Raw genomic sequence first — 23971 nt, forward strand, 5'->3', positions numbered from 1 at the left:
CCGAATAACCGGCGTTATTCCAACTGTCTTGCCGGAAATTAACCATTTGTTACCCATGAATTTATAGCTTGCCTTAACGAACCCGACAATTTCGACAATCAGGGCGATCAAAGCCGGACATGAGCGATTTCATCGAAGACAGAAGACACCGCGGCCGCCGCGGATCGCTGCTTGACCACGCTCGCGACGCGCAGCCGGGTTCGAATGAACATGCGCGTGAGGCTGCCGATGGAAATGCTCGTCCGGCCCAGCCTTCTGCCGGCACCGCCTCGTCGCTGCTTGCAACACCGGCCCGCTCCGCACGCATTTCGACATCGAGGTCCACCAGGCGCAGCGATTCTGTGGACGAATCGCAGCTTGAATCCGCATCTGACGCTTATGCCGCGGCTGCCGCGCGTTCGCCGAAAGCCCAGCCCCAAGCCGACAATCAAGCCCAGAAACAATCTCAGCATCAAGCCCGGCCTCTGACGGCTTCTTCACGGCAGGAGAAATTTGGCGACAGGATCGCCCGCTTGATCGGAACCATCGCACCCGATGAAAAGCCTGCCACCCCGCAACCAGCATCCCAGGACCAGGAGCACGACCCAGTCCGGGCCGAAGCATCCCGTGATCCTCGCTCCGAAGCGGAGGATTTCCCGCGATTCTCCGCCGAACCGGATCAGCCACCGTTCCCCTATGATCGCCCTCGCGACGGGTCCCGTCCCCATGATGATCACTATCATTGGCATGCGGCTTCTAGCGGCGGACAATATGAAGATGCAGCGCGGCCCCTGCTGGATGCATCGATCCTGATATCAGCTGTCTGGCGGTTCCGCCGGCTGATTGCCGCTACCGCCGTCGCCGGTGCGGTTGTCGGTGTCCTGATGGCCCTGTCGACGCCGCACAAATATTACGCCGAAAGCCGGCTCTTCGTTGATCCGCGGGAAATCCGTGTGACGGAGGATGATGTCCGCAACCAGCAGCTTTCCACCGAAGCCATGCTGGCGATCACCGACAGCCAGCTGCAGATCTTGTCTTCCACCAGCGTGCTGGAAAAGGTCATTGTCGATCTCGGCCTTGACCGCGATGCCGAGTTCAACGGGTCAATGTCGTCGGGCGGCATCATGGGTGGCCTGTCCCTGATCAAGGAGATATTCACCGGCAAGGGTTCAGCATCGGAAGGCGAGCAAAAAGCACTCAACAATCTCAGGAAGGCACTCTCAGTCGGCCGTGATGCGAAGACATTCGTGATCATTGTCGGTGTCGACACCCGTGATCCCGAAAAGTCGGCGTTGATTGCCAATCAGATCGTTGAGACCTACCTCGATTCCGAAGGCCAGGCCCAATCCAACCTGCTCGAGCGGACATCGGAATCCATCGATACACGTATCAATTCCCTGCGCTCCGATCTTGATGCCGCCGAACGGGAAGTCGAACGCTTCAAGGCTGAGAACGGACTGGTTGGCGTCGGCGGGCAATATATCGACGACAAGGTGATCCTTGCGCTCAGCGATCAGCTTGCCAATGCACGGGCCATGAAGGTCGGCATCAGGGTCAAGGCGGACAACCTTGCCAAGGTCAATATCAACGACGTGCTGTCTGGCGCCTTTCCCGAGGAACTGCTGTCGACGAATCTGACCGAGCTGCGCAAGCAATACACCCAGACAAGATCAAACGCCGAATCTCTCGCCACCCGCCTCGGACCACGTCACCCGCAATATATTTCTGCACTTCAGTCGCTTGAGACGATTACCAAGGAAATCAGCGCTGAGTTGCGCCGGATTGTTGCCAGCTCCCAGACGGAACTGCAGCGCGCGGTTGCGACCGAGCAGGAACTGGCAAGCCAGATGGCAGTGGCCAAGAGCCGTGCCATCGACCAGTCGGTGGAACTGGTTACCTTGCGGGAACTCGAGCGCAAGGCCAACGCCACCCGCGGGATCTATGAGGCCTTCCTGACCCGGTCTCGCGAAACCAGCGAACGCTCCAACCTTTCCACTCGCAATGTCCGTGTCATTTCTCCGGCAGAGGCGCCCCTCCAGCCAACGGGGCCATCGCGCAAGATCATCGTTATTGCCGGTTTGGTTGTAGGCATGTTTGCAGGCATTGGCCTGGCCTTGTTGATTGGCGCTATCGAAAGCATACGCGCCTACAATGGAGCCCAGCCGCAGGCCCGCTTCCCGGGCGCACCATCCGGGGGATACCCCGAGCCGCCGGCGCCTGGTCCGCGAACCCCTCCCAACGGCCCTGGCAATCGTTTCTGGCCACGCCGCGACGAAGCCAGCGGCGGCGGGGGGGCCACCACTGGCACCGCACGCGCGCCATACTCCGCTGCCCGCTCCCAAGCCGCTGAAGCGGTCAGCGATGACGACCCCGCCAAGGTCCAGCCAATCCGTGCCCACCCTGCGGTGGCGAAATCCGCAGAGCCGCAACACGCCTGGGCCGAGACCGGCTTCGATGACCGTGACGAGGCACGATCGAGATCCTTCGCGCCATCAGGCTATGAGGCTCCGCAGCAGGCTCGGCCTGAGCGGGCATCGGTGGTCTACCCGCAGCCACAGACGCCACAATCAGCCCCCGAAACAGGACGCAATGCACAGGCATTCATGTCCGGCAACGGGCAATCCCTTCACCAGGCGCACCCCCATTCCATCCCGCACCAGCAGGTTCTGCAACAACCTCAGATGCAGGCTCCTGTGCAGTCCCAGTGGCAGCCCCAGATGCAGCCTCAGTCAATGTATCAGGGCCATCCGCAGTATCAGCAGCCTCCGCTGCCCGCGCCCCTGTTCCATCCGCTACATGCAGTTGATCCCTATGCTGCGTTTCAGCCGTCCTACAATCCTGGCTATTTCCCGGGGCCCGTCGCGGCGCCAACGGCTTATCCTGTTGCGCAACCGCAGATGATGCCAATCCAGCAGTATCCCATGCAGTATGCCCAACAGCCTGCATTCCCGCCCCAGGCCTATCCCGCCCCCCAGCAGATGGCGGCTCCGGCTCAGAGCCACTACGCGGCTCCCTATGCGGTGCAACCCCACCATCCGGCCCCGGTGCCCATGGCGCCTCAGCCGCAGACCGTCCCTGAGACGCATGCAATGCCAGCTGCCGAGACGATGCAGCCTTCCCGGTCCACCGGCAACGATGCGTCGGTCAGCCGGATCCGCCGCGAAATGGATCAGCTGCGCTCGAGGATTGACGGCTACGGCTCTGATCGCCGCCGCGCCTGACACACCATCCCCCGCTTGAATTTTGACACCAGAGGACGCAAAGAGGCTATCAGCCTCTGTGCTTGGTTGCGTAGGGTTCACCAAAGGCGCCGGCCATGGCGCGACCACTGAGGCCGCAAGGCGACAGATCGAAGAGGATTGGGTATGGCGAAGGTGATTGACGGCAAGGCCGTAGCGGCGGGCGTGGTGGAACAGGTGACCGCGGCCAGCAATGCGCTGGAGGCTCAGACCGGTGCGCGCCCGGGCCTCGCCGTGGTGATCGTCGGCAATGATCCGGCCTCCCATGTCTATGTCTCTTCCAAGAGCCGCATGGCCAAGCAGTGCGGCTTCAAGTCGGTGCAGCACACCCTGCCGCTCGAAACCACGCAAGCAGAGCTCGAAGCCCTCGTCGCAAGACTCAATGCCGATCCCGAAATTCACGGCATTCTGGTGCAACTGCCATTGCCGGATCATCTTGATTCCGACACGGTGATCCAGTCGATCCGGCCCGAAAAGGATGTCGATGGCCTGCATGTCGTCAATGCCGGCAAGCTGATGACCGGCGATCTCGATGGCGGCCTGATTTCCTGCACCCCTGCGGGCGCCATGCTGTTTGTACGTCAGACCCACGGCCCCGATCTCTCCGGCCTCAATGCGGTGGTCATCGGCCGCTCCAACCTGTTCGGCAAACCCATGTCGGCGCTTCTGCTAGCTGCCAATGCCACCGTCACAACCGCCCATTCGCGCACGAAAGATCTGCCCGGCGTTTGCCGCGATGCAGACATCCTGGTCGCAGCCGTGGGCCGCCCGCAGATGGTCAAGGCCGATTGGGTCAAGCCGGGCGCAACGGTGATTGATGTCGGTATCAACCGGATTGACGCGCCTGAACGCGGCGAAGGCAAGACGCGGCTGGTCGGCGATGTCGCCTTTGACGAATGCGCTGAAACTGCAGCCGTGATCACCCCGGTTCCAGGCGGCGTCGGCCCGATGACCATCGCCATGCTGATGGCCAACACCGTCACCGCCGCCATGCGCGCTCACGGCCTGAAGCCGCCGTCGTTCTGATCGGCGCTGCCGGGCAATTTGGCGGTTTGGACTGCAGGAGCGATTGATGCTTTCGGCTTAGAGCCGGCCTCCAAGATCCACTCTGGATACCTCCGCGCAGCCCGTCATGGCTGCCATTCGCGAAGAGCGCGACATTTCGACCGGTGAACCGTCGGTCGGCTGACCGCCTGCCGTCGGACACGCCAATATTTATGTGCTCTTGTGCACTGCTAGCACTGCGCGGTAATAACGGTTAACTGGCGTGCCAGATCTGACGTTTCTTGGCACCCAAGGGGCGTCAGGGAACGTCGCTTGGCAGAGGTGCGTAGTGCCTCCACGCGTTTTTGGACAGGCAGGAGGACGGCTGTTGGCAACCCTTTCCCCGAACCTCAGGGGTGCGATGCTGGGCCTTCTCGGCTTTGCAATCTTTGCGACGAACGATGTCATCGTCAAGGTGCTGGGCCAAACCTACGCTCCGGTTCAGACCCTCTTCTTCCTCGTCTTGTTTGGCTTTCCGGTTGCGCTGTTGATGCTGGTGAGTGACCCAACGGAGGCGAGCCTGCGCCCAAGGCGTCCTCTCTGGGTCGGATTGCGGGTAGTGGGCTACCTCGTGAATTCTCTTTGCGGTTTCTATGCTTTCGCTGTGCTGCCGCTGGCACAGGTCTACAGCCTGCTGTTCACCGGACCGCTGATGATCACGCTGCTCGCAGTGCCCATTCTCGGCGAGCGGCTGGGTGTGCAGCGCCTGGCTGCGATCCTCATAGGCTTTGCTGGCGTTCTGGTGGTCTTGCGCCCGGGAGGAGACACCGAGCTGGGCCTTGGCCATCTTGCGGCATTCGGGGCAGCTTTCGGGGGCTCTCTCGCGGCGGTCGCGGGGCGAAAGGTCGGCGACGTTGAGCGCAGCGCGGTGCTGCTGCTTTACCCGATGCTGGCGGCCTTCGTACTGACAGGCCTGGCCTTGCCAGCGGTCTACATACCGGTCCCGCTCGATCATCTCGCACTTTTCGCCCTCGTGGCGGCGCTGAATTTCGCGGCCACGCTGACCGTGATCGCCGCCTTCCAGGCAGGCGAAGCGGCTGTGGTCTCACCCATGAATTACAGCCAGATCCTGTGGGCGACGGCTTTCGGGGCGTTGTTGTTCGGCGAATTTCCCGACCTCATGACGTTTCTCGGCAGCCTCATCATCATCGCATCCGGTCTCGTTATCGTCATTCGCGAACAGATTGGCGAAAGGTCGCTGATGCGCCCGGTACTGACAACCGTGTCGCGGCTTCCCATTGCGCCGGCGGCATGGCGCGTGGCAGGCCTGCGCAGACGCCCGGGAAAGCGCCACGATAAGCCATGATACGGCCCCTTCGAAGAGACCGCACCAAGGAATGAGCCGCCAAAAGCTCAAATCCCCCGGAGAGAACAATGCTGGTCAACTGACGTGTGACAGCCGGGCGGATGGCCGACATCATGATCACCGCCATGCGCGATCACGCAATCAAATCCGCAACCGCCATGATCGGCGCCTTCAGGTAACGTAAGCTGATTGGATCTGGGCATCGCTTGACCCTTTCGGCCCTTAGCGGGCCTTGGGCGATGCAACGCGAATGGCCGGAGACAGCCTGTCCACGACGTACCGGAATGTAGAATCAACGCCGTCCTATCGGATTAACCGTCTCGTGCAGGCCCCTCGCCGAAATGTGCTTAGAGAAGATCCAATGAAGTGTTGATCGGCTGCACGGTCGGACATAACATCAGCTGTCGAAACGCTGAAGAAGGCAATTCCGATGGAAAACATCTCTCCCTATCTGCCGGGCATCATTTTGTCCTACGGCGCGTTCCTCCTCGCAGTCATAAGCCCCGGCCCAGCCATGATGGCGATCCTGGGCGCATCTATGGGAGCCGGTCGCCCGGCGGGGGTCGGATTGGCTATGGGTGTGGTGGGTGGTTCGTTGACATGGGGTGTCCTGACCGCTGCGGGATTGTCGACAATCCTCGCAACCTACGCGTCGGCCTTGTTCGTTATCAAGGTGTTCGGGGGCCTCTACCTGCTTTGGCTCGCCTACAAGGCATTCAGCGCGGCGGCGTCTCGGCATGACCTCGAGATATCGCGGGCGGCACGGGGGCAGCGGTCGGCATGGGAGTTTGGACGGCGCGGTTACATCTTGGCAATGACGAACCCAAAATCCGTGCTGACATGGATCGCAGTCGTTTCGCTGGGCCTGACGCCCGATGCGCCGCTTTGGGTCGCCGCAGCCATCGTAATCGGAACGATCTTTCTGTCGGCGGTGATCAATCTTTCCTATGCGCTGGCCTTTTCGACGCCGATGATGGTCCGGCTTTACACCCGCGCGCGGCGGGGCATCCAGGCGGTCGTGGGGACGTTTTTTGCCTATGCGGGCCTGCGGATGCTGACGGATCGAGGTTAAATTGAACGGCGCGTGCGAGGACGACAGTGGGCCAGCGTCCCACTTGCAGTAACGCTTCAGTTCGTCTTGCAACGCCGATGCGATCCAGACAGCGTATCTGAAAAAAATGGAGCACCCCCATGCGCATGTTTCAGGTCGATGCTTTTGCGGACCGGGTGTTTTCAGGGAACCCTGCGGCCGTTCTCATCGTTGACGCCTGGCTCGCCGACGAACTGATGGTCGCCATAGCGCAAGAGAACAATCTCGCCGAAACCGCATTCGCTGTGCCGAACGGGGAGGGCGTTTGGCTGTTACGCTGGTTCACACCGGTGCACGAGGTTGATTTTTGCGGCCATGCGACACTTGCGACGGCGCACGTGCTTGCAACGGAGTATTCAGTCAACGTTCCGATGGCGTTCGAGACACGCGTCGGGCAGCTCCGAGTTGATATGGATGGCGATCTCTACCGGCTCGACATACCGCGCTTGAATCCCGAAAGCCTCGACGCGCTGCCATCCATACTCGACGGTGTGTTCGCGCAGACACCCGTGGCGGTGTTCCGCAACTTTGAGAACATTTTCGTCGATCTGGGTTCTGAAGCCGCGGTGCGCGCATTCGTTCCGGATCTTTTGCGTATCGCGAAGTTGGGGCCTGTTGGCCTTGTGGTCACTGGAGAAGGCGACAGCGTTTCGGGTGCGGCATTCGTTTCCCGCTACTTCGCGCCCGGGGCGGGGATTCCCGAGGACCCAGTGACGGGTTCAATCCACGCAACACTGGTCCCATATTGGTCGAATTTCCTCGGTGGCGCACGGCACCAAGCGTTTCAAGCATCACCGCGCGGTGGCTGGCTGGACTGCGAACTCGCTGGGGATCGCGTTCTGCTCAGAGGGCGGGCAATCACCTACATGGACGCGGCGATACGACTTTTCCCTTAGTTGATCGCAAAAATTCGCCTTGGAAGCGAGCCCTTTATGCCGGCTGCAGTCAAAAGCCCGGGTTTTCTGCATCTTTGATGTTCGTTCCTTACCCCGCGAACTTCCGCTCCCCGCCCATTCTGACACAGCCGCCCTTCTACTCCGCAGCCTCCGCCGCACGTCCGCGCGCGCGCTTCCCCTCCGCAGGCGCTGGCCCTGTCGTTGCCCGCACCACCAGGTCCACCGGCCAGATCTCCTGCACCGCTCCGGCTTCAACCCCTGAGATGATGTCGACCAGCCGCTCGCAGATGCGGGCGCCCGCCGCTCGGATGGATGAGCGTGTGGTGGTCAGCTGAACGGTGAAACTCTCAGGCTTGAGAAACGGGAACACATCATCATGGGTGATGATGGACACATCGTCCGGCATGCGCAGCCGCAGCTGGTTGAAGGCCCTGACAATGCCCAGTGTCGTGAACATCGAGGCGCTCAGCACGCCGGTGGGCCGGGTCGCGGGGTCAGTGTCGCGAAACAGCGCCATCGCCAGCCGGTAGCCGTTTTCCTCGTTCATTGCCGCTGAATGATGCTGCAACGTTTCGATGGGCAGGCCATGGGCTGTCATGGCCCGGATCACGCCGTTGAGCCGGTGCACCGCGAATGTGAAATCCGTGTCGCCGTTGATGAAGGCTAGGCGCGTGTGCCCAAGGTGCAGCAGCAGCCGCGTCGCATCGTGAAACGCACCCTCATTGTCAATATCGAGAAACGCATATCCCTCCGCAGGGATCAACGCGCGGCCATGCGCCAGAAACGGAATACCGAGCTTGCGCACCAGCGATATCCTCTGCTCGTCATTGCGCATCGAGGACAGGTAAACCCCGTCCACCGACCGGCTTGCGGCAATCCGGTGGTAGGCCTCTGCTTCGCGTTCATAGGGAGCAGGCGTCAGCGAAAGGTCAACCTCCCGCGCCAGAGCGTGCTCGCCCAAGCCGGACAGAAACTCGACGAAATGCGGATCCAGATCTACATTGCGGCCGACCGGCAGCACGTACCCGATCGAGCCGGCCCGCCCCGTGGCAAGTTTGCGCGCGTTTGAATTGGGTTTGTAGCCGTGGCGCTGGGCTGCTTCGAGAACCTTGAGCCGGGTGCGCTCGCTGACTTCCGGATATCCGTTGAGTGCGCGCGAGATCGTGGTCTGCGACAATTCAAGAAGCTCTGAAAGCTGTTTCAGATTCACAGTACGCGGTCCAAATGTTCAAAGCGCTTTGAAAAGGTCCTTGCGCTTTCACAATCTTGTTCATTCCAGACTTTCCCGTCAACCGTAGTCTGAAAATCAGAAAAAGCAAAAAACATAGGCAATGTAGCTGAAAAGCATGTTGCAGCGCAGCAATAGGGTCGATTCTGAGTGTCAGTGCTCTATTTGGCAACTGTCGAGAAAGTTTGAGCTTGACTCAGCCGGGATGTCGTAATCCTCTTAAAGGAAGCCAAAGCGCTTTGAAATTATTGAGGTGCCGGCTGCTAGAACCTATTCAGCTTCACGAGAAGGCCGGAATTGGCCGGGAGGAAGAATTCTATGAAAAAGATGTTTTTGATGAGCGCGGCCGCAGCTGCGCTGGCACTGGGATCGGCACACGCCGCTGATCTCAAGTTCACCCCGGGAGAGGGTGATTTCAACTGGGAGAGCTACGAGGCACTCAAGGCCACCAAGCTCAACGGCGAAGAAGTGACGGTGTTCGGTCCCTGGCTTGGCCCGGACCAGGAATTCGCCGAGTCGGTCCTGGCTTATTTCGCTGAAGCCACCGGCGCGGATGTCAAATATGTCGGCTCCGACAGCTTTGAGCAGCAGATCGTGATCGACGCCGAAGCTGGTTCCGCTCCCAATATCGCAGTCTTCCCGCAGCCTGGTCTCGCCGCCGATATGGCCAAGCGCGGCTTCCTGTCGCCGCTGCCTGAAGGCACTGCCGACTGGGTCAAGGAAAACTACGCCGCCGGCCAGTCCTGGGTTGATCTGGGCACTTACGCAGGCCAGGACGGCAAGGAAGATCTCTACGGCTTCTTCTACAAGGTCGATGTGAAATCGCTGGTCTGGTACATCCCGGAAAACTTCGAGGATGCCGGCTATGAAATCCCCGAGACCATGGAAGACCTCAAGGCCCTGACCGAAAAGATCGCGGCTGATGGCGGCACCCCTTGGTGCATCGGTCTGGGATCAGGCGGCGCCACCGGATGGCCGGCAACCGACTGGGTCGAGGACATGATGCTGCGGACCCAGGCGCCGGACGTCTACGACAAGTGGGTTTCCAACGAGGTCAAGTTCACCGATCCCGCCGTCATTGGCGCGATTGAGGAATTCGGCTGGTTTGCCCGCAACGACAAGTTCGTCGCCGGCGGTGCCGATGCGGTCGCAACAACCGACTTCCGCGACAGCCCGAAGGGCCTCTTCTCCTCGCCGCCGCAGTGCTACATGCACCATCAGGCGTCGTTCATTCCGGCCTTCTTCCCCGATGGCACGAAGGTCGGCACCGATGCTGATTTCTTCTACATGCCGGCGTATGAAGGCAAGGATCTCGGCAAGCCGGTTCTGGGTGCGGGTACCCTGTGGGCTATCACCAAGGACAGCCCCGGTGCACAGGCGCTGATCAAGTTCCTTGAATCGCCGATCGCCAATGAAATCTGGATGGCCCAGAAGGGCTTCCTGACCCCGCACAAGGGCGTCAACACGGCACTCTTCAGCGATCCGACGCTGAAAAAGATGAACGATGTTCTTCTCGGCGCCACCACGTTCCGCTTTGACGGATCCGACCTGATGCCTGGCGGCGTTGGTGCCGGCTCGTTCTGGACCGGTATGGTCGACTACACGGGCGGCGAGTCCGCCGAAAAAGTAGCCGACACGATCCAGAAGTCCTGGGACGCCCTCAAGTAAGCGCGCAGGTTTGATAAATTGGAAGGTTCCGGCGTCCTGCCGGGATCTTCACCCGCACTGCCTTTTGGGAGAGAAGGATGCACCCGGCACTTCAGGGCTTGATCACGATCATCGTCGGTGTTGGCGGATGCGTGGGTTACTTCTATTTTTCCAATCAGTTCCTCGACAGGGTTCTCTTCCCCGCGAGCGGCAAGAACGCCGGACGCAACATCAACCGGGCAAATCAGATACGGCCCTGGCTGTTTCTGTTTCCCGCACTTTTCGCGCTCGGCCTCTATCTCGCCTATCCGGTCTTCGCCACCCTGTGGCTTTCGCTGACCGATCGCGACGCTGGCGGCGCCTTTGTCGGCTTCGACAATTATGCCCAGATGTTCAGCGAGCCGAAATTCTGGGAAGCCATGCGCAACAACATGCTCTGGCTGGTGATCGTGCCCGCGTTCTCGACCGGCTTCGGCCTGCTTGCAGCCCAGCTGACCGACCGCATCTCCTGGGGCGGCATCGCCAAGTCGCTGATTTTCATGCCGATGGCGATCTCCTTTGTCGGTGCGGCGGTGATCTGGAAACTCGTCTATGACACACGGCCTGCCGATCAGGATCAGATCGGCGTTCTCAATGCCGTATGGCTGAACTTTGACGGCGGGATTTTCTCGGTCATTGCGATTAAGGTCATTCCGGTCCTGCTGATTGCAGCCTTCGCCGCCCTGATGGCCTTCGCCATCTATCAGACGCTTCGTCCGGTGCTTGGCGCTGAAAAGGGCCACGGCAAGTCCCATTGGTGGGGGCTGGTCTTGCGCGGCCTGGCCACCATCGCAGCCGCCTGGATGATCTGGATATCATTGGCTGCGATTGTCTCGCTGGTATCCGCCACGCTGCCTTACGGCGAACCGCAGACGTGGCTCACCATCCCGTTCTGGAACTCGATCTTCCTGATGGTGGTGCTGATCTGGATCCAGACTGGCTTTGCCATGGTCATCCTGTCCGCTGCTCTTCGCGGCATTCCCGAAGAAACCATCGAGGCGGCGGTCATTGACGGTGCCAATCCGTTCCAGATCTTTTTCAAGATCAAGGTGCCGCAGATCATGAGCACCATCGTTGTGGTCTGGACCACCATCACCATCGTCGTGCTCAAGGTGTTTGACATCGTCTACGCCATGACCAACGGTCAATGGGAAACCCAGGTTCTGGCAAATTACATGTTCGACAAGTTGTTCCGGGCCAATGACTGGGGCGTCGGCTCGGCAAGCGCGATGATCATCATGCTGCTGGTCACGCCGATCCTGGTCTGGAACGTTTACAACGCCCGCAAAGAAACACGCTGAGGGAGACGACGATGCAATCAAGATCATCGAAGAAATCGCCTCTCACCTGGGCCGTTCACATCTCGGTCGTGGCGCTTGTAGCACTCTGGATGTTCCCCACCGTGGGCCTGTTCGTGTCTTCCTTTCGCACCGCAGACCAGATTGCCAACACCGGCTGGTGGAAAGCCCTGTTCACTCAGGAACGCCAGGCACCGGCGATCCGGATCGAAGGCAAGGAGATGCAGGTCGATGGCGAATTCGTCATCGCCGGTAACCTGTTCGAGGCCGGTGAGGTCAGCATCAGCAAATGGGGCACAAGTTCGCAGGCGCCCGAGGCCTATGTGCCAGGTGATGTCGTGGATCTCGGTGATGGTGAGGTCCTGACCGTCGCGATAGATGGCGAATTCCGCCTGTCCGCTCCGCAGAGCTTTGGCGACAGTCGCCTGCCGCGTGTGTTCACCACGGCCACAAGGCCACCGGAATTCACGCTTCAGAACTATCAGTTCGTGCTGTTTGATCCGGACAACCGGGAAGGCATGGCCAAGGCCTTCTTCAACACGCTGACCGTCACCATCCCGGCCACCATCATTCCCATCGTGATTGCCGCCTTTGCAGCTTACGCACTGGCATGGATGCGCTTTCCCGGCCGCTCTCTGCTGATCGCGGCCGTCGTCGGGCTCTTGGTGGTGCCGCTGCAACTGGCGCTGATCCCGCTCCTCAGGCTCCACAATGACATCGGCATCGGCAAGGGCTATCTCGGCGTCTGGCTGGCCCACACCGGGTTTGGCCTGCCATTGGCAATCTATCTGTTGCGCAACTACATGGTCGGCCTGCCGCGTGATATCATCGAAAACGCACGGGTTGACGGCGCCACCGATTTCCAGATCTTCGTCAAGATCATCTTGCCCTTATCGTTTCCGGCGCTGGCTTCATTTGCCATCTTCCAGTTCCTCTGGACCTGGAACGATCTTTTGGTCGCGCTCGTCTTTCTTATCGATTCGACCGGTGAAACCACCGTCATGACCAAGCAGATCGTTGAACTGCTCGGCACCCGCGGTGGCAACTGGGAGATCCTGGCGACCTCCGCTTTCGTATCGATCGCGGTGCCGCTGGTGGTCTTCTTCGCCATGCAGAAATATCTCGTGCGCGGCCTTCTGGCCGGCTCTGTGAAATAACGAGGCTTTTATGAAAACCATGACTCTTGCCGGAAAGCGGCTGCAAACCGGCATCGAGATGACAAATGACGCGGATTGGTGGCGCGGCTGCGTGATCTATCAGGTCTATCCGCGCTCCTATCAGGACACCAGCGGTGACGGCATTGGCGATCTGATCGGCATTGCCGAGCGGATTGGCTACATCGCCTCGCTCGGTGTCGATGCGATCTGGATTTCGCCGTTCTTCACCTCGCCGATGAAGGATTTCGGCTATGACGTGTCGGACTACACCAATGTCGATCCGATGTTCGGCACGCTTGGTGATTTCGATTACCTGGTCAAGGTCGCCCACGACCACGGCATCAGGATCGTCATTGATCTGGTGATGTCGCACTCCTCCGATCAGCATCCCTGGTTTGTCGAGAGCCGGGCCGACCGGGAAAACCCGAAATCGGACTGGTATATCTGGGCCGAACCCAAGCCCGACGGCACGCCGCCCAACAACTGGCTGTCGATTTTCGGCGGCTCGGCCTGGCAGTGGGATGGCAAGCGTGAACAGTATTTCATGCATAATTTCCTCACCTCGCAGCCGGACCTGAACCTGCACAATCAGGAAGTTCAGGCGGCGCTGCTCGATGTGGTGCGCTTCTGGCTCGATCGCGGCGTTGACGGCTTTCGCCTCGACACCATCAATTTCTATTTCCACGACATGGAATTGCGCGACAATCCGCCTCTGGCCAAGGAACTCCGCAACGATTCCATCGCGCCTGCGGTCAATCCCTACAATCACCAGCTTCATGTCTATGACAAGAACCGCCCGGAAAACCTCGAATTTCTGCGCCGTTTCCGGGCTCTGCTCGACGAGTATCCAGGAACCACCGCCGTCGGTGAAGTCGGCGACGCCCAGATCGGGCTGCAGATCGTGGCCGACTACACCTCTGGCAACGACAAGATGCACATGTGCTATGCGTTCGAGTTTCTTGCCAACGAGAAACTCACGGTCCCCCGCGTCCGCAAGGTCCTGACAGATTTCATGACCGCAGCACCCGAGGGCTGGGCTTGCTGGGCGTTCTCCAACCATGATGTTGTCCGCCACGCCACCCGCTGGCGCAGCAATGTCCACGATCTCAATCATTATCTGCGGCTGCTTGCCGGTCTGATCATATCGCTCAGGGGCTCGATCTGCCTGTATCAGGGGGAGGAGCTGGGGTTGACCGAAGCCGATCTGGCGTTCGAGGATCTGCAGGATCCCTACGGCATCCAGTTCTGGCCGGATTTCAAGGGCCGCGACGGCTGCCGCACCCCGATGGTCTGGTCCGAGCATGAACAATCGGCCGGCTTTACCATTGGCCAGCCCTGGCTGCCGGTTCCGCCGGAACATCGCCAGCTCGCCGTCGATGCGCAGGACAATGTCCAGGCCTCGATGCTCAATCATTACCGCAGGCTGCTGGCCTTCCGTCACGCGCACAAGCCGTTGATCAGGGGCAGTCTCGAGTTCCACGATTCCGGTGATCAGGTGTTGTCGATGATCAGACGCGACGGAAATGAGTCCATTTTCTGCGCGTTCAACCTGAGCGAGGAGATGCAGGTCATCTCCCGCCCTGAAGGGATCATCGAATCGCTGGATGGCCATGGATTCTCGGGCTTCCTGCGGCCGGAGACAATTGAAATACCACCATACGATGCTTTCTTCGGAAGGCTCGGGTGAAGCCATATCAGGCGTGACGGGGAGATAAAAACATGGCCGGTTTGAAACTTAAGGGCCTCAAGAAGTCCTACGGTGCCGTCAAGGTAATTCATGGCGTCGACCTCGAAATCGACCAAGGCGAGTTCATTGTCTTTGTCGGTCCTTCGGGCTGTGGAAAATCCACCCTGCTGCGCATGATAGCCGGGCTTGAGCAGATCACCGCCGGAACGCTGGAAATCGACGGCATGGTGGTCAATGACGTGCCGCCATCCAAGCGTGGCATCGCCATGGTGTTCCAGTCCTATGCGCTCTATCCGCATATGACGGTCTACGACAACATGGCCTTCGGCCTGCGCATCGCCGGGCAGAGCAATGATGAAATCGATAAGCGGGTTCGTTCCGCTGCCGCAATCCTGCAGCTTGAAGACTATCTTGATCGTCTGCCCAAGGCGCTGTCGGGCGGGCAACGCCAACGCGTCGCCATCGGTCGCGCCATCTGCCGTGATCCGAAGGTCTTTCTGTTCGACGAGCCGCTGTCCAACCTCGACGCAGCACTGCGGGTCGCAACGCGCATCGAGATTGCCAAGCTCAACGAATCCATGCCCGACACGACCATGATCTATGTCACCCACGACCAGGTCGAGGCAATGACGCTGGCCGACCGCATCGTTGTGCTGTCCAAAGGCGTTATCGAGCAGGTTGGTCCGCCGATGGAACTCTATGACCGGCCGCAGAACCTGTTCGTCGCCCAGTTCATCGGGTCACCGGCAATGAACATTATCCCCGGCACGATCGAAACGACCGGCGCAAGCGCCACCATCACATTCGCGGCCGATAAGTCGGTCGACACCGGCATTGCGGTTCCCGACAGCGACAAGGGCAAGAAGGCCTCCTTTGGCGTCCGGCCAGAGGATCTGGTGGCCACCACCGGTGATGACTTCCTGTTTGAAGGTACGGTGTCGATTGTCGAGGCTCTTGGCGAAGTCACGCTGCTCTACGTGAATGACCTGACCGAGGACGAACCGATCATCGCCAAGATGCCGGGCCACCAGAAGGTCAAGCGCGGCGACCGGCTGCGGTTTACCGCCGACAAGTCCAAGCTGCATCTGTTTGATGCGGACGGCAACACCTACCGCCGCTGAGCACGCGGCACACGGACTCCTCAACAAAAAAAGCCCCGTCCTTTCGGACGGGGCTTTGCGCAGAACGCTCAGGCTTCGGATGGGGGGCTCTGAGCCCTTGCGTCTGCGGGGGTCTCGGAGAGGATCAAGCCGGTTGGGAGGTGCCCGGCTTCATCCGGTTGCCGGGGTATCAGTGGCCGTAGAGAAACTCGCGCTTCTGTTCGGACATCGGGTTGCGGTCGAACGAGGCGGTTGCGGTGTAGTCGACAGTGCCACGATCAGCTACGATGCCCTTGTTGGCATCGAGATCAGTGACGACGCCGGCAACGAACAGCGGCTGGCTGGTCGATGGGGTGATCTGGAACGCGTCTTCAGCCGAAGCTGCAGAGACGAAAGAACCGGCGGAAGCTGCGAGTGCCAGGCTGAGTGCGATGATTGTCTTGTTCATGGTCGTAGTCCTTTTCCAATTTGGGTTTGAAGCGTGCGGTCGATTGACCGCTCAAGCTTCGCAAGGTCAGGATAGGATAAGGCCGGCTGGAGGAGCCCGGCTTCATCCCGTCACCGGGGTATTAGTGGCCGTAGAGAAACTCGCGCTTCTGCTCGGACATCGGGTTGCGGTCGAACGAGGCGGTCGCGGTGTAATCGACAGTGCCACGATCAGCTACGATGCCCTTGTTGGCATCGAGATCAGTGACGACGCCGGCAACAAACTGCGGCTGGTTGGTCAGCGGAGCAATCTGGAAGGCATCTTCAGCAGAAGCTGCAGAAACGAAAGAACCGGCAGAAGCTGCAAGTGCCAGGCTGAGTGCGATGATTGTCTTGTTCATGGTCGTATTCCTTATCTATCAGGTTCAATTTGGTCGGAACCGGTGGGCGGGGGTGATCGGGTGTCGATCTGTTGTCCGGGCCGCGCCGTTTCGATGACCTAGAAATGGGCCTTTCCCGGATGACTTGCGAAACACATGGATGTGAACGAAGCCGGCAAAAGACGTGCATTTGCTGGTCGGAAAAACGGATGAAACTTTTTAAACTGCTTAATATCAACGTGTTAGGCGATATGTGAGCCTGAAACGGCCAATCTTGCGTCAACCACAGCTGTCATGCACCGTTCACAATTCGGCGCTATTGATGATGGCAAAACCCCGCAAACCCGGGGTTTGCAGAGAGCAAGAAAATCCGCCCCGAATTGCGCCTCGGCCCACCCCACGACGCCAGAGCCCCCGGTTCTCACGACCGATCACGAAACGCGTGATCAGCCAGGGCCGGATGTGATTAAAATTCGAGTTTCCGGTTTAACTTTACCGCCTTGGTTCGTGGCCTGAGATGGTCCACAAGCGGCGGTTCTCGGGTGCTGCAAGAGGAGTCCTGATAACGTCCTGGGTGTTGCAGGCAGGGCAGGGCAAAACACAGAGCGGGCATCCGGTATCGAGACGGAAGGTACGGTGTCGATTGTCGAGGCTCTTGGCGAAGTCACGCTGCTCTACGTGAACGACCTGACTGAGGACGAACCGATCATCGCCAGGATGCCGGGCCACCAGAAGGTCAAGCGCGGCGACAGGCTGCGGTTTACCGCCGACAAGTCCAAGCTGCATCTGTTTGATGTGGACGGCAACACCTACCGCCGCTGAGATCAGGGCGTAGAATCCAGTGAATACAAAAAAGCCCCGTCCTTTCGGACGAGGCTTTGTGCAGAACGCTCAGGCATCGGATGGGGGGCGTCTGAGCCGTCGCATCTGCGGGGGTCTCGGAGAGGATGAAACCGGTTGGGAGGAGCCCGGCTTCATCCTGTCGTCAGCTATTAGTAGCTGAGCTGCAGCGAGTTCTCGTCGGCAATGCGAACCGGAGCGTTCGATGCGCCATTGACCGAAGCGGTCGCGGTGTAATCGACGCCAGCATTCAGATCAGTGACGACGCCTGCAACGAACAGCGGCTGGCTGGTCGATGGGGTGATCTGGAACGCGTCTTCAGCGGAAGCTGCAGAAACGAAAGAACCGGCAGAAGCTGCGAGTGCCAGGCTGAGTGCGATGATTGTCTTGTTCATGGTCGTATTCCTTTTTCAATTTGGGTTTGAAGCGTGCGGCTGGTTGACCGCTCAAGCTTCGCAAGGTCGGGGCAGGATGAAGCCGGCTGGGAGGAGCCCGGCTTCATCCCGCTGCCGGGATATCAGTGGCCGTAAAGAAACTCGCGCTTCTGTTCGGACATCGGGTTGCTGTCGATCGAGGCGGTTGCGGTGTAATCAACAGTGCCGCGCTGAGCTTCAAGGCCCTTGTTGGCATCGAGATCAGTGACGACGCCTGCAACGAACAGCGGCTGGCTGGTCGACGGGGTGATCTGGAAGGCATCTTCAGCAGAAGCTGCAGAAACGAACGAGCCGGCGGAAGCTGCGAGTGCCAGGCTGAGTGCGATGATTGTCTTGTTCATGGTCGTATTCCTTTTTCAATTTGGGTTTGAAGCGTGCGGCTGGTTGACCGCTCGAGCTTCGCAAGGTCGGGGCAGGATGAAGCCGGCTGGAGGTGCCCGGCTTCATCCGGTTGCCGTGGTATTAGTGGCCGTAGAGAAACTCGCGCTTCTGTTCGGACATCGGGTTGCGGTCGAACGATGCGGTCGCGGTGTAGTCGACAGTGCCGCGATCAGCCACGATGCCCTTGTTGGCATCAAGGTCGGTGACGACGCCTGCAACGAACTGCGGCTGGTTGGTCAGCGGAGCAATCTGGAAAGCGTCTTCAGCCGAAGCTGCAGAAACGAAAGAACCGGCGGAAGCTGCAAGTGCCAGGCTGAGTGCGATGATTGTCTTGTTCATGGTCGTATTCCTTATCTATCAGGTTCAATTTGGTCGGAGCCGGTGGGCGGGGTGATCGGGTGTCGATCTGTTGTCCGGGCCGCGCCGTTTCGATGACCTAGAAATGGGCCTTTCCCGGATGACTTGCGAAACACATGGATGTGATCTGAGCCGGCAAAAGACGTGAGTTTGCTGGTCGAAAAAACGGATGAAACTTTTTAAACTGCGTAATAACAACGTGTTAGGTGATATATGAGCCTGAAACGGCCAATCTCGCGTCAACCGCAGCTGTCATGCACCGTTCACAATTCGGCGCTATTGATAACCGCAAAACCCCGCAAACCCGGGGTTTGCAGAGAGCAAGAAAATCCGCCCCGAATTGCACCTCGCCTGCCCCGATGACGCCAGAGCCCCCTGTTCTCACGACCGATCACGAAACGCGTGATCAGCCACGACCGGATGTGATTAAAATTCGAGTTTTTGAGCCAGCTTCGCCGGCTTGGTTGAGTACGCAGGACGTGCGCGCGGTAGATCTTTCCGCGTTCGCGAGATCAGGTATGTCAAATCTTTCGCTTGATTGGATCTGTGTGCAGGCAATCGCCTAGGTTCTCGAGCCTGGCGCTTGCTGACCGGACCGCGGCACTCCCGCGGATCTCGCCGAAAGCCCGACAAACCTTGGTGTTTGGTCCCGATGTTTCGGGGTTCGGTGACAGCGATTGCCGGCAGGAGCCATCAGATTTTCTGATTTAGAAATAACTAATCAAAACTTTTCAAAGGGTTACGGCGCGATGCGATCATCGTCCGTTAATCTTCGTTTGCTAGCATGGCTTCATATCACCAAAAGGCTAACAAGGAGAACGTGCCATGGGTGCTCCGGGGACAAACTACCTGCAGAGAGAAGAATCCTTCATGTACGACCGTGAGGTCAGGTACAAGATGGAAGAAACAATGAACGAGGCTCGGATCGAGTACACAGAGAAGGGCGTCATGCATCTGGCCTCGCGCCGCTGCCAGCTGCTCGGTATTTCGCCAGCCAGCGCCGTTCTCGGCATTCTTACCCAGTACAAGATTCCGCAGGAATTTTGCCTTGATATTCCCGAGGCGCGGATTTCCAACATTGGCTGCGTGCTGACGCGTACCTACGGCAACAACACCGTCGAGGTCAGGTTCCTGCGCCAGGTCACGGAAAAGGAAATGCACCGCATTTTCGTCTTCAGCGCCCACCCCAACCATCGTGACCACGTCATGGACGTGCGTTCCTGGTAAGGTCGCTTCGTGCAGCTTTAAAGCTGCCGCTATTAAAACAGAACGCTGGCACCCTCATCGGCGGTGCCGGCGCTTTCGCGGAAACGGGCGAACAATTCCCGGCCCAGGCCCCATTCATTGTGGCTGAGGTCGGCAGTCGCCGGTTCGCGGCTCGCAAATTCCTCGGCCGGCACAAGAACCTCAAGCGATCCCGCCACCGCATCGACACGGATCATGTCGCCGTCGTGGATACGGCTGATCGGCCCGCCATCCTTGGCCTCCGGCGTCACGTGGATGGCGGCAGGCACCTTGCCTGAAGCCCCCGACATGCGTCCGTCTGTGACCAGCGCAACGGCCTGGCCACGGTCCTGCAGCACGCCGAGCGCCGGGACCAGCTTGTGCAATTCGGGCATGCCGTTGGCCTTTGGTCCCTGAAAGCGCACTACGGCAACAAAATCACCGGTCAGCTCTCCGGCCTTGAACGCATCCTGCAGCCCGGACTGGGTGTCAAACACCCGCGCCGGCGCTTCGACCACATGGCGTTCCGGCTTGACCGCGGAAATCTTGATCACGCCCTTGCCCAGATTGCCGGTCAGCATCTTCAGGCCGCCATTTGCCTGAAACGGCTTGTCGGCCGTGGTCACCACCTTCGCATCACCGCTGACCTTGGATATCGGTTCACGCACCACTGTGCCGTTTTCGCCGAGCTTGGCTTCCACCGCATAGGACGAAAGGCCCTTGCCCCAGACAGTGCGTACATCCTCATGCAGCAGTCCGACCGAGAGCAGCTGATCGATCATGAAACCCAGACCGCCGGCGGAATTGAAATGGTTCACATCCGCAGGCCCGTTCGGATAGACCCGGGCGAGAAGCGGCACCGCGTCCGACAGCTCCGAAATATCTTCCCATGTCAGCCTGATGCCTGCCGCCCGCGCCATCGCCACAAGATGCAGCGTGTGATTGGTCGATCCGCCCGTGGCATGCAGCCCGATGACGCCGTTCACCACCGAGCGCTCGTCGATCATTTCGCCCACCGGCGTGAATTCGTTGCCAAGTGCGGTGATCGCAAGCGCCCGTTTCGTGGCTTCCGTCGTCAGCGCATCCCTGAGCGGTGTGCCCGGATTGATGAACGACGCGCCGGGCATGTGCAGGCCCATGATTTCCATCAGCATCTGGTTGGAATTGGCGGTGCCGTAAAACGTGCAGGTGCCCGGCCCGTGATAGGATTGCGACTCGGCCGCGAGCAGTTCGTCGCGGCCCACCTTGCCTTCGGCGTAGAGCTGGCGGATCCGCACCTTCTCGTTATTGGAGAGGCCCGTGGTCATCGGCCCGGCAGGAATGAATACCGCCGGCAGATGCCCGAAGCTGAGCGCCGCGATCAGCAGCCCTGGCACGATCTTGTCGCAGACGCCGAGATAGACTGCCGCATCAAACATGTTGTGCGACAGCCCGACGGCAGCCGCCATGGCGATCACGTCGCGCGAGAACAGCGACAGCTCCATGCCCGGCTGGCCTTGGGTGACCCCGTCACACATCGCCGGCACAGAGCCCGCCACCTGCGCCACGCCGCCAGCGTCGCGCGCAGCCTGTCGGATCAGCTCCGGATAGGTTTCGAACGGCTGATGCGCCGAGAGCATGTCATTGTAAGAAGTGATGATGCCGAGATTGGGCACCACGTCGCCGGCAAGATCCGCCTTGTCGTTCGGGCCGCAGGCAGCAAATCCGTGCGCAAGATTGCCGCAGGAGAGGGTCGAGCGGAACGGTCCCTTTGTCGCCATTTCGCGCAGGCGGCCGAGATAGAGCTCGCGGCTTGGTTTCGAACGTTCGACGATACGGGCTGTGACAGCTGCAATACGGGGATCGACAGTCATGGCTGGCATCCTTCTCTCTATAGTGTGTGAGGGCGCGTGGCCCTTGGCTCACTTGGGCGCCTGATCGGATCAAGCGCTGGCCCGGGCGTCAGGGCGCCCAGTAAATCTCGACCGGCTTCCGGGCGTGACGCAACACGGAGCGCACCGGCATCTCTGCTTCCGGCCCGGCGCCGAGCGCTTTTGCCAGCACCGTCTTCTTCTCGTCTCCTTCTATATGGAGCACGATCATGCCTGCTTCCACAATCCGCGGCAGCGTCAGTGTCAGGCGGGGCTCGCCCGCACCCGGTGCTTCGATTGTCATCACGCTTTGGCGACATGCGGGATCGGTCACCGCGCCCAGCGTCGACCCGCCGGGGAAGAACGAGGCCGTGTGCCCGTCGGTTCCCATGCCCAGCACCACCACATCAAATGGCAGCGCCAGCGCGTCGATCTTGTCTGACGCAGCTTCAGCCACCGCCTCGGCGTCGCCGCTTGCAGAGTAGAGCGGCACGAAGCCGGCTTCCGCCGCGCGGTTCTGCAACAGATAGAGACTCGCAAGACGATGGTTCGACCGCTCATGCGCCGGCGGCACCATGCGTTCATCCACCAGCGTCACGGTCACCTTGTCCCAGCTGGTCGCGCGTCTCGATAAGGCAGCGAAGAACCCCTTTGGCGTGTTGCCGCCCGAAACCGCCAGTGTCGCGGTCCCTCTGGCTGCTATAGCCACGGTCAGAGCACCCGCCACGGCATCAGCCAGCCCCTCGGCCAGTTCAGCGCCGCTTTCGAAGGTCGATTGCCTGATGTTGTTATCAACCATCTCAGTCTGTTTCATGCCAGGTCCTGCCATCGCGTTCAATCAGCGCGATCGCCTGGCTCGGGCCCCAGGTGCCTGCCGTATAGGGCTGCACCTGCTGGCCGGACTCCGCCCAGGCCGTCAGGATAGGGTCAACCCAGTGCCAGGCAGCTTCCACCTCGTCGCGGCGCATGAACAGGGTCTGGTTGCAGCGGATCACGTCAAGCAGCAGACGTTCATAGGCATCCGGATTGCGCTCGTCGAAACGGTCGGCAAAGCTCATGTCGAGCGACACATGCCTCAGCCGCATGCCGCCCGGACCTGGATCCTTGATCATGATCCACTGCTTCACGCCCTCGTCGGGCTGCAGCCGCATCACCAGCTTGTTGGCTGTGATCCGCCCTGCAGTGGAACCGAAAATCGAATGCGGGATCGGCTTGAAGGCCACCACGATTTCCGAAATTCGCTCGCTCAGCCGCTTGCCGGTCCTCAAGTAGAACGGCACCCCGGCCCAGCGCCAGTTGTTGATTTCGGCCTTGATGGCGACAAAGGTCTCGGTGTTGGACACGCCGCCCTCGAGCTCCTCGAGATAACCCTTCACGGCACCGCCTGCCGAAGCGCCGGCCTTGTACTGGCCGCGCACTGTCACGGTGTCGGCATTGGCTTCAGTGATCGGCTTGAGCGAGCGCAGGACTTTCAGCTTCTCGTCGCGCACTGCTTCGGCATCCATCGATGCCGGCGGCTCCATGGCGACAAGGCACAACAGTTGCGCAATATGGTTCTGCACCATGTCCCTCAGCGCGCCCGCCTTGTCATAATAGCCAGCGCGGCCTTCAAGCCCCACAGATTCCGCCACCGTGATCTGCACATGGTCGATATGGGCCGAATTCCACAATGGCTCATACAGCGCATTGGCAAACCTTAGTGCCATCAGGTTCTGAACCGTTTCCTTGCCCAGATAATGGTCGATACGGTAAATCTGTTCTTCTTCGAACACTTCGCCGATGGTTCTGTTCAGCGCCTCGGCTGATTGAAGATCGCGACCGATCGGCTTTTCCACCACGATGCGGGTCTGCTTGGTAATCAGCCCGGTTGACCGAATGCGCTCGGAAATGTCGCCAAACAGCGCCGGCCCGACGGCCAGATAGAACGCCCGGACCCGGTCATTGCCTTCCTCGAGAATATTCTTGAGATCAGACCAGCCCTTTTCCGATTTCGCGTCGACGGCGACATAAAACAGCCGCGAGAGGAATTTCTCCACCTCGTCGTCCTGGTATTCATCCTTCTTGAGGTGTTCTCTCAGCGCATCGCGGGCAAAATTCCGGTAGGCGTCATGATCCATCTCCGAGCGCGATGCCCCGATGATCCGCGTCGGATCGGTCAACTGCCCGGCAATCTGCCGATGGTACAGCGCCGGCAACAGCTTGCGCTCGGCAAGGTCCCCGGTGCCGCCGAAGACAACGTAGTCAAACGGGTCGACCGGAATAATGATCTGGCTCATGGGTGGCATCCTGTCCATCAACGGTGCCTTTCTCTTAATCTAATCGATTAGATAAAGCTAGGGGTGGGAGGGACGACGGGTGTGGTTTTGCTG

At 59.8% G+C, this 23971-nt stretch carries 20 protein-coding genes and 1 pseudogene; 12 read left to right on the forward strand and 9 right to left on the reverse strand.

Features of this window, described 5'->3' with window-relative positions; all coding sequences use genetic code 11:
• Nucleotides 1–119: 119 nt before the first annotated feature.
• The 5 genes from WNZ14_RS07515 to WNZ14_RS07535 all read left to right on the forward strand — a co-directional run bounded on the left by WNZ14_RS07515 (nucleotide 120) and on the right by WNZ14_RS07535 (nucleotide 7554).
• A complete protein-coding gene (locus tag WNZ14_RS07515) occupies nucleotides 120–3200 on the forward strand; it encodes a GNVR domain-containing protein (RefSeq protein WP_342867954.1) in 3081 nt (1026 codons plus the stop codon).
• 144 nt (nucleotides 3201–3344) lie between these two features.
• Complete coding sequence (gene folD / locus WNZ14_RS07520; protein WP_342867955.1) at nucleotides 3345–4244, forward strand: bifunctional methylenetetrahydrofolate dehydrogenase/methenyltetrahydrofolate cyclohydrolase FolD; 900 nt, start codon at nucleotides 3345–3347, stop codon at nucleotides 4242–4244.
• A 346-nt stretch (nucleotides 4245–4590) separates the two neighbouring features.
• On the forward strand, nucleotides 4591–5568 hold the full coding sequence (locus WNZ14_RS07525; RefSeq protein WP_342867956.1) for a DMT family transporter: 978 nt from the start codon (nucleotides 4591–4593) through the stop codon (nucleotides 5566–5568).
• Between the two features lie 430 nt (nucleotides 5569–5998).
• Complete coding sequence (locus tag WNZ14_RS07530; RefSeq protein ID WP_342867957.1) at nucleotides 5999–6640, forward strand: LysE family translocator; 642 nt, start codon at nucleotides 5999–6001, stop codon at nucleotides 6638–6640.
• Between the two features lie 119 nt (nucleotides 6641–6759).
• Nucleotides 6760–7554 (forward strand): PhzF family phenazine biosynthesis protein, encoded by a 795-nt coding sequence (locus WNZ14_RS07535; protein WP_342867958.1) that lies wholly within the window; start codon nucleotides 6760–6762, stop codon nucleotides 7552–7554.
• 136 nt (nucleotides 7555–7690) lie between these two features.
• On the opposite strand, the gene WNZ14_RS07540 is transcribed toward WNZ14_RS07535, so the two are convergent.
• Nucleotides 7691–8764 carry a substrate-binding domain-containing protein gene (locus WNZ14_RS07540; RefSeq protein ID WP_342867959.1) on the reverse strand — a complete coding sequence of 358 codons (1074 nt, stop codon included), beginning with the start codon at nucleotides 8762–8764 and terminating at the stop codon, nucleotides 7691–7693.
• A 336-nt stretch (nucleotides 8765–9100) separates the two neighbouring features.
• Here WNZ14_RS07540 and WNZ14_RS07545 point away from each other — a divergent pair, with 336 nt between their 5' ends.
• The 5 genes from WNZ14_RS07545 to ugpC all read left to right on the forward strand — a co-directional run bounded on the left by WNZ14_RS07545 (nucleotide 9101) and on the right by ugpC (nucleotide 15731).
• The gene (locus WNZ14_RS07545; protein ID WP_342867960.1) at nucleotides 9101–10450 is read left to right on the forward strand and encodes an ABC transporter substrate-binding protein; all 1350 of its coding nucleotides are present in this window, start codon (nucleotides 9101–9103) and stop codon (nucleotides 10448–10450) included.
• A gap of 77 nt (nucleotides 10451–10527) precedes the next feature.
• A complete protein-coding gene (locus tag WNZ14_RS07550) occupies nucleotides 10528–11769 on the forward strand; it encodes a sugar ABC transporter permease (protein WP_342867961.1) in 1242 nt (413 codons plus the stop codon).
• An 11-nt stretch (nucleotides 11770–11780) separates the two neighbouring features.
• Entirely contained in the window at nucleotides 11781–12923 is a 1143-nt protein-coding gene (locus WNZ14_RS07555) for a carbohydrate ABC transporter permease (protein WP_342867962.1), read from the forward strand.
• A gap of 10 nt (nucleotides 12924–12933) precedes the next feature.
• Nucleotides 12934–14610 carry an alpha-glucosidase gene (locus tag WNZ14_RS07560; protein WP_342867963.1) on the forward strand — a complete coding sequence of 559 codons (1677 nt, stop codon included), beginning with the start codon at nucleotides 12934–12936 and terminating at the stop codon, nucleotides 14608–14610.
• A 32-nt stretch (nucleotides 14611–14642) separates the two neighbouring features.
• Entirely contained in the window at nucleotides 14643–15731 is a 1089-nt protein-coding gene (gene ugpC, locus WNZ14_RS07565) for a sn-glycerol-3-phosphate ABC transporter ATP-binding protein UgpC (RefSeq protein ID WP_342867964.1), read from the forward strand.
• Between the two features lie 169 nt (nucleotides 15732–15900).
• Here ugpC and WNZ14_RS07570 read toward each other — a convergent pair whose 3' ends face one another.
• A complete protein-coding gene (locus WNZ14_RS07570; protein ID WP_342867965.1) occupies nucleotides 15901–16158 on the reverse strand; it encodes a hypothetical protein in 258 nt (85 codons plus the stop codon).
• Between the two features lie 121 nt (nucleotides 16159–16279).
• Complete coding sequence (locus WNZ14_RS07575) at nucleotides 16280–16537, reverse strand: hypothetical protein (RefSeq protein WP_342867966.1); 258 nt, start codon at nucleotides 16535–16537, stop codon at nucleotides 16280–16282.
• Nucleotides 16538–17143: 606 nt separating this feature from the next.
• Here WNZ14_RS07575 and WNZ14_RS07580 point away from each other — a divergent pair.
• Nucleotides 17144–17338, forward strand: a pseudogene (locus tag WNZ14_RS07580) (TOBE domain-containing protein); the annotation flags it as partial.
• Nucleotides 17339–17508: 170 nt separating this feature from the next.
• Here WNZ14_RS07580 and WNZ14_RS07585 read toward each other — a convergent pair.
• The 3 genes from WNZ14_RS07585 to WNZ14_RS07595 all read right to left on the reverse strand — a co-directional run bounded on the left by WNZ14_RS07585 (nucleotide 17509) and on the right by WNZ14_RS07595 (nucleotide 18510).
• Nucleotides 17509–17751, reverse strand: coding sequence for a hypothetical protein (locus tag WNZ14_RS07585; RefSeq protein WP_342867967.1), 243 nt, complete (start codon nucleotides 17749–17751; stop codon nucleotides 17509–17511).
• 122 nt (nucleotides 17752–17873) lie between these two features.
• Entirely contained in the window at nucleotides 17874–18131 is a 258-nt protein-coding gene (locus WNZ14_RS07590) for a hypothetical protein (protein WP_342867968.1), read from the reverse strand.
• 121 nt (nucleotides 18132–18252) lie between these two features.
• Nucleotides 18253–18510 carry a hypothetical protein gene (locus WNZ14_RS07595; RefSeq protein WP_342867966.1) on the reverse strand — a complete coding sequence of 86 codons (258 nt, stop codon included), beginning with the start codon at nucleotides 18508–18510 and terminating at the stop codon, nucleotides 18253–18255.
• Between the two features lie 843 nt (nucleotides 18511–19353).
• Here WNZ14_RS07595 and WNZ14_RS07600 point away from each other — a divergent pair.
• Nucleotides 19354–19755, forward strand: coding sequence for a hypothetical protein (locus WNZ14_RS07600; RefSeq protein WP_342867969.1), 402 nt, complete (start codon nucleotides 19354–19356; stop codon nucleotides 19753–19755).
• 32 nt (nucleotides 19756–19787) lie between these two features.
• On the opposite strand, the gene edd is transcribed toward WNZ14_RS07600, so the two are convergent.
• The 3 genes from edd to zwf form a co-directional block, all read right to left on the reverse strand.
• The gene (edd, locus tag WNZ14_RS07605) at nucleotides 19788–21605 is read right to left on the reverse strand and encodes a phosphogluconate dehydratase (RefSeq protein WP_342867970.1); all 1818 of its coding nucleotides are present in this window, start codon (nucleotides 21603–21605) and stop codon (nucleotides 19788–19790) included.
• Nucleotides 21606–21693: 88 nt separating this feature from the next.
• Nucleotides 21694–22416 (reverse strand): 6-phosphogluconolactonase, encoded by a 723-nt coding sequence (gene pgl, locus WNZ14_RS07610; RefSeq protein ID WP_342867971.1) that lies wholly within the window; start codon nucleotides 22414–22416, stop codon nucleotides 21694–21696.
• Nucleotides 22403–23878, reverse strand: a complete 1476-nt coding sequence (gene zwf, locus WNZ14_RS07615; protein ID WP_342867972.1) for a glucose-6-phosphate dehydrogenase — start codon at nucleotides 23876–23878, stop codon at nucleotides 22403–22405. The genes pgl and zwf overlap by 14 nt, the downstream gene beginning before the upstream one ends.
• Nucleotides 23879–23971: the final 93 nt, after the last annotated feature.

Source organism: Hoeflea sp. AS60, from assembly GCF_038900115.1.
Lineage (GTDB): Bacteria > Pseudomonadota > Alphaproteobacteria > Rhizobiales > Rhizobiaceae > Hoeflea.

Coding starts and splice junctions, on each gene's coding strand:
- WNZ14_RS07570 (WP_342867965.1), bottom strand. CDS start 16,158: ATGAACAAGACAATCATCGCACTCAGCCTGGCACTCGCAGCTTCCGCC.
- WNZ14_RS07560 (WP_342867963.1), top strand. CDS start 12,934: ATGAAAACCATGACTCTTGCCGGAAAGCGGCTGCAAACCGGCATCGAG.
- folD (WP_342867955.1), top strand. CDS start 3,345: ATGGCGAAGGTGATTGACGGCAAGGCCGTAGCGGCGGGCGTGGTGGAA.
- WNZ14_RS07555 (WP_342867962.1), top strand. CDS start 11,781: ATGCAATCAAGATCATCGAAGAAATCGCCTCTCACCTGGGCCGTTCAC.
- pgl (WP_342867971.1), bottom strand. CDS start 22,416: ATGAAACAGACTGAGATGGTTGATAACAACATCAGGCAATCGACCTTC.
- WNZ14_RS07600 (WP_342867969.1), top strand. CDS start 19,354: ATGGGTGCTCCGGGGACAAACTACCTGCAGAGAGAAGAATCCTTCATG.
- WNZ14_RS07530 (WP_342867957.1), top strand. CDS start 5,999: ATGGAAAACATCTCTCCCTATCTGCCGGGCATCATTTTGTCCTACGGC.
- WNZ14_RS07515 (WP_342867954.1), top strand. CDS start 120: ATGAGCGATTTCATCGAAGACAGAAGACACCGCGGCCGCCGCGGATCG.
- WNZ14_RS07590 (WP_342867968.1), bottom strand. CDS start 18,131: ATGAACAAGACAATCATCGCACTCAGCCTGGCACTCGCAGCTTCCGCC.
- edd (WP_342867970.1), bottom strand. CDS start 21,605: ATGACTGTCGATCCCCGTATTGCAGCTGTCACAGCCCGTATCGTCGAA.
- WNZ14_RS07545 (WP_342867960.1), top strand. CDS start 9,101: ATGAAAAAGATGTTTTTGATGAGCGCGGCCGCAGCTGCGCTGGCACTG.
- WNZ14_RS07535 (WP_342867958.1), top strand. CDS start 6,760: ATGCGCATGTTTCAGGTCGATGCTTTTGCGGACCGGGTGTTTTCAGGG.
- zwf (WP_342867972.1), bottom strand. CDS start 23,878: ATGAGCCAGATCATTATTCCGGTCGACCCGTTTGACTACGTTGTCTTC.
- WNZ14_RS07595 (WP_342867966.1), bottom strand. CDS start 18,510: ATGAACAAGACAATCATCGCACTCAGCCTGGCACTTGCAGCTTCCGCC.
- WNZ14_RS07550 (WP_342867961.1), top strand. CDS start 10,528: ATGCACCCGGCACTTCAGGGCTTGATCACGATCATCGTCGGTGTTGGC.
- ugpC (WP_342867964.1), top strand. CDS start 14,643: ATGGCCGGTTTGAAACTTAAGGGCCTCAAGAAGTCCTACGGTGCCGTC.
- WNZ14_RS07585 (WP_342867967.1), bottom strand. CDS start 17,751: ATGAACAAGACAATCATCGCACTCAGCCTGGCACTCGCAGCTTCTGCC.
- WNZ14_RS07575 (WP_342867966.1), bottom strand. CDS start 16,537: ATGAACAAGACAATCATCGCACTCAGCCTGGCACTTGCAGCTTCTGCC.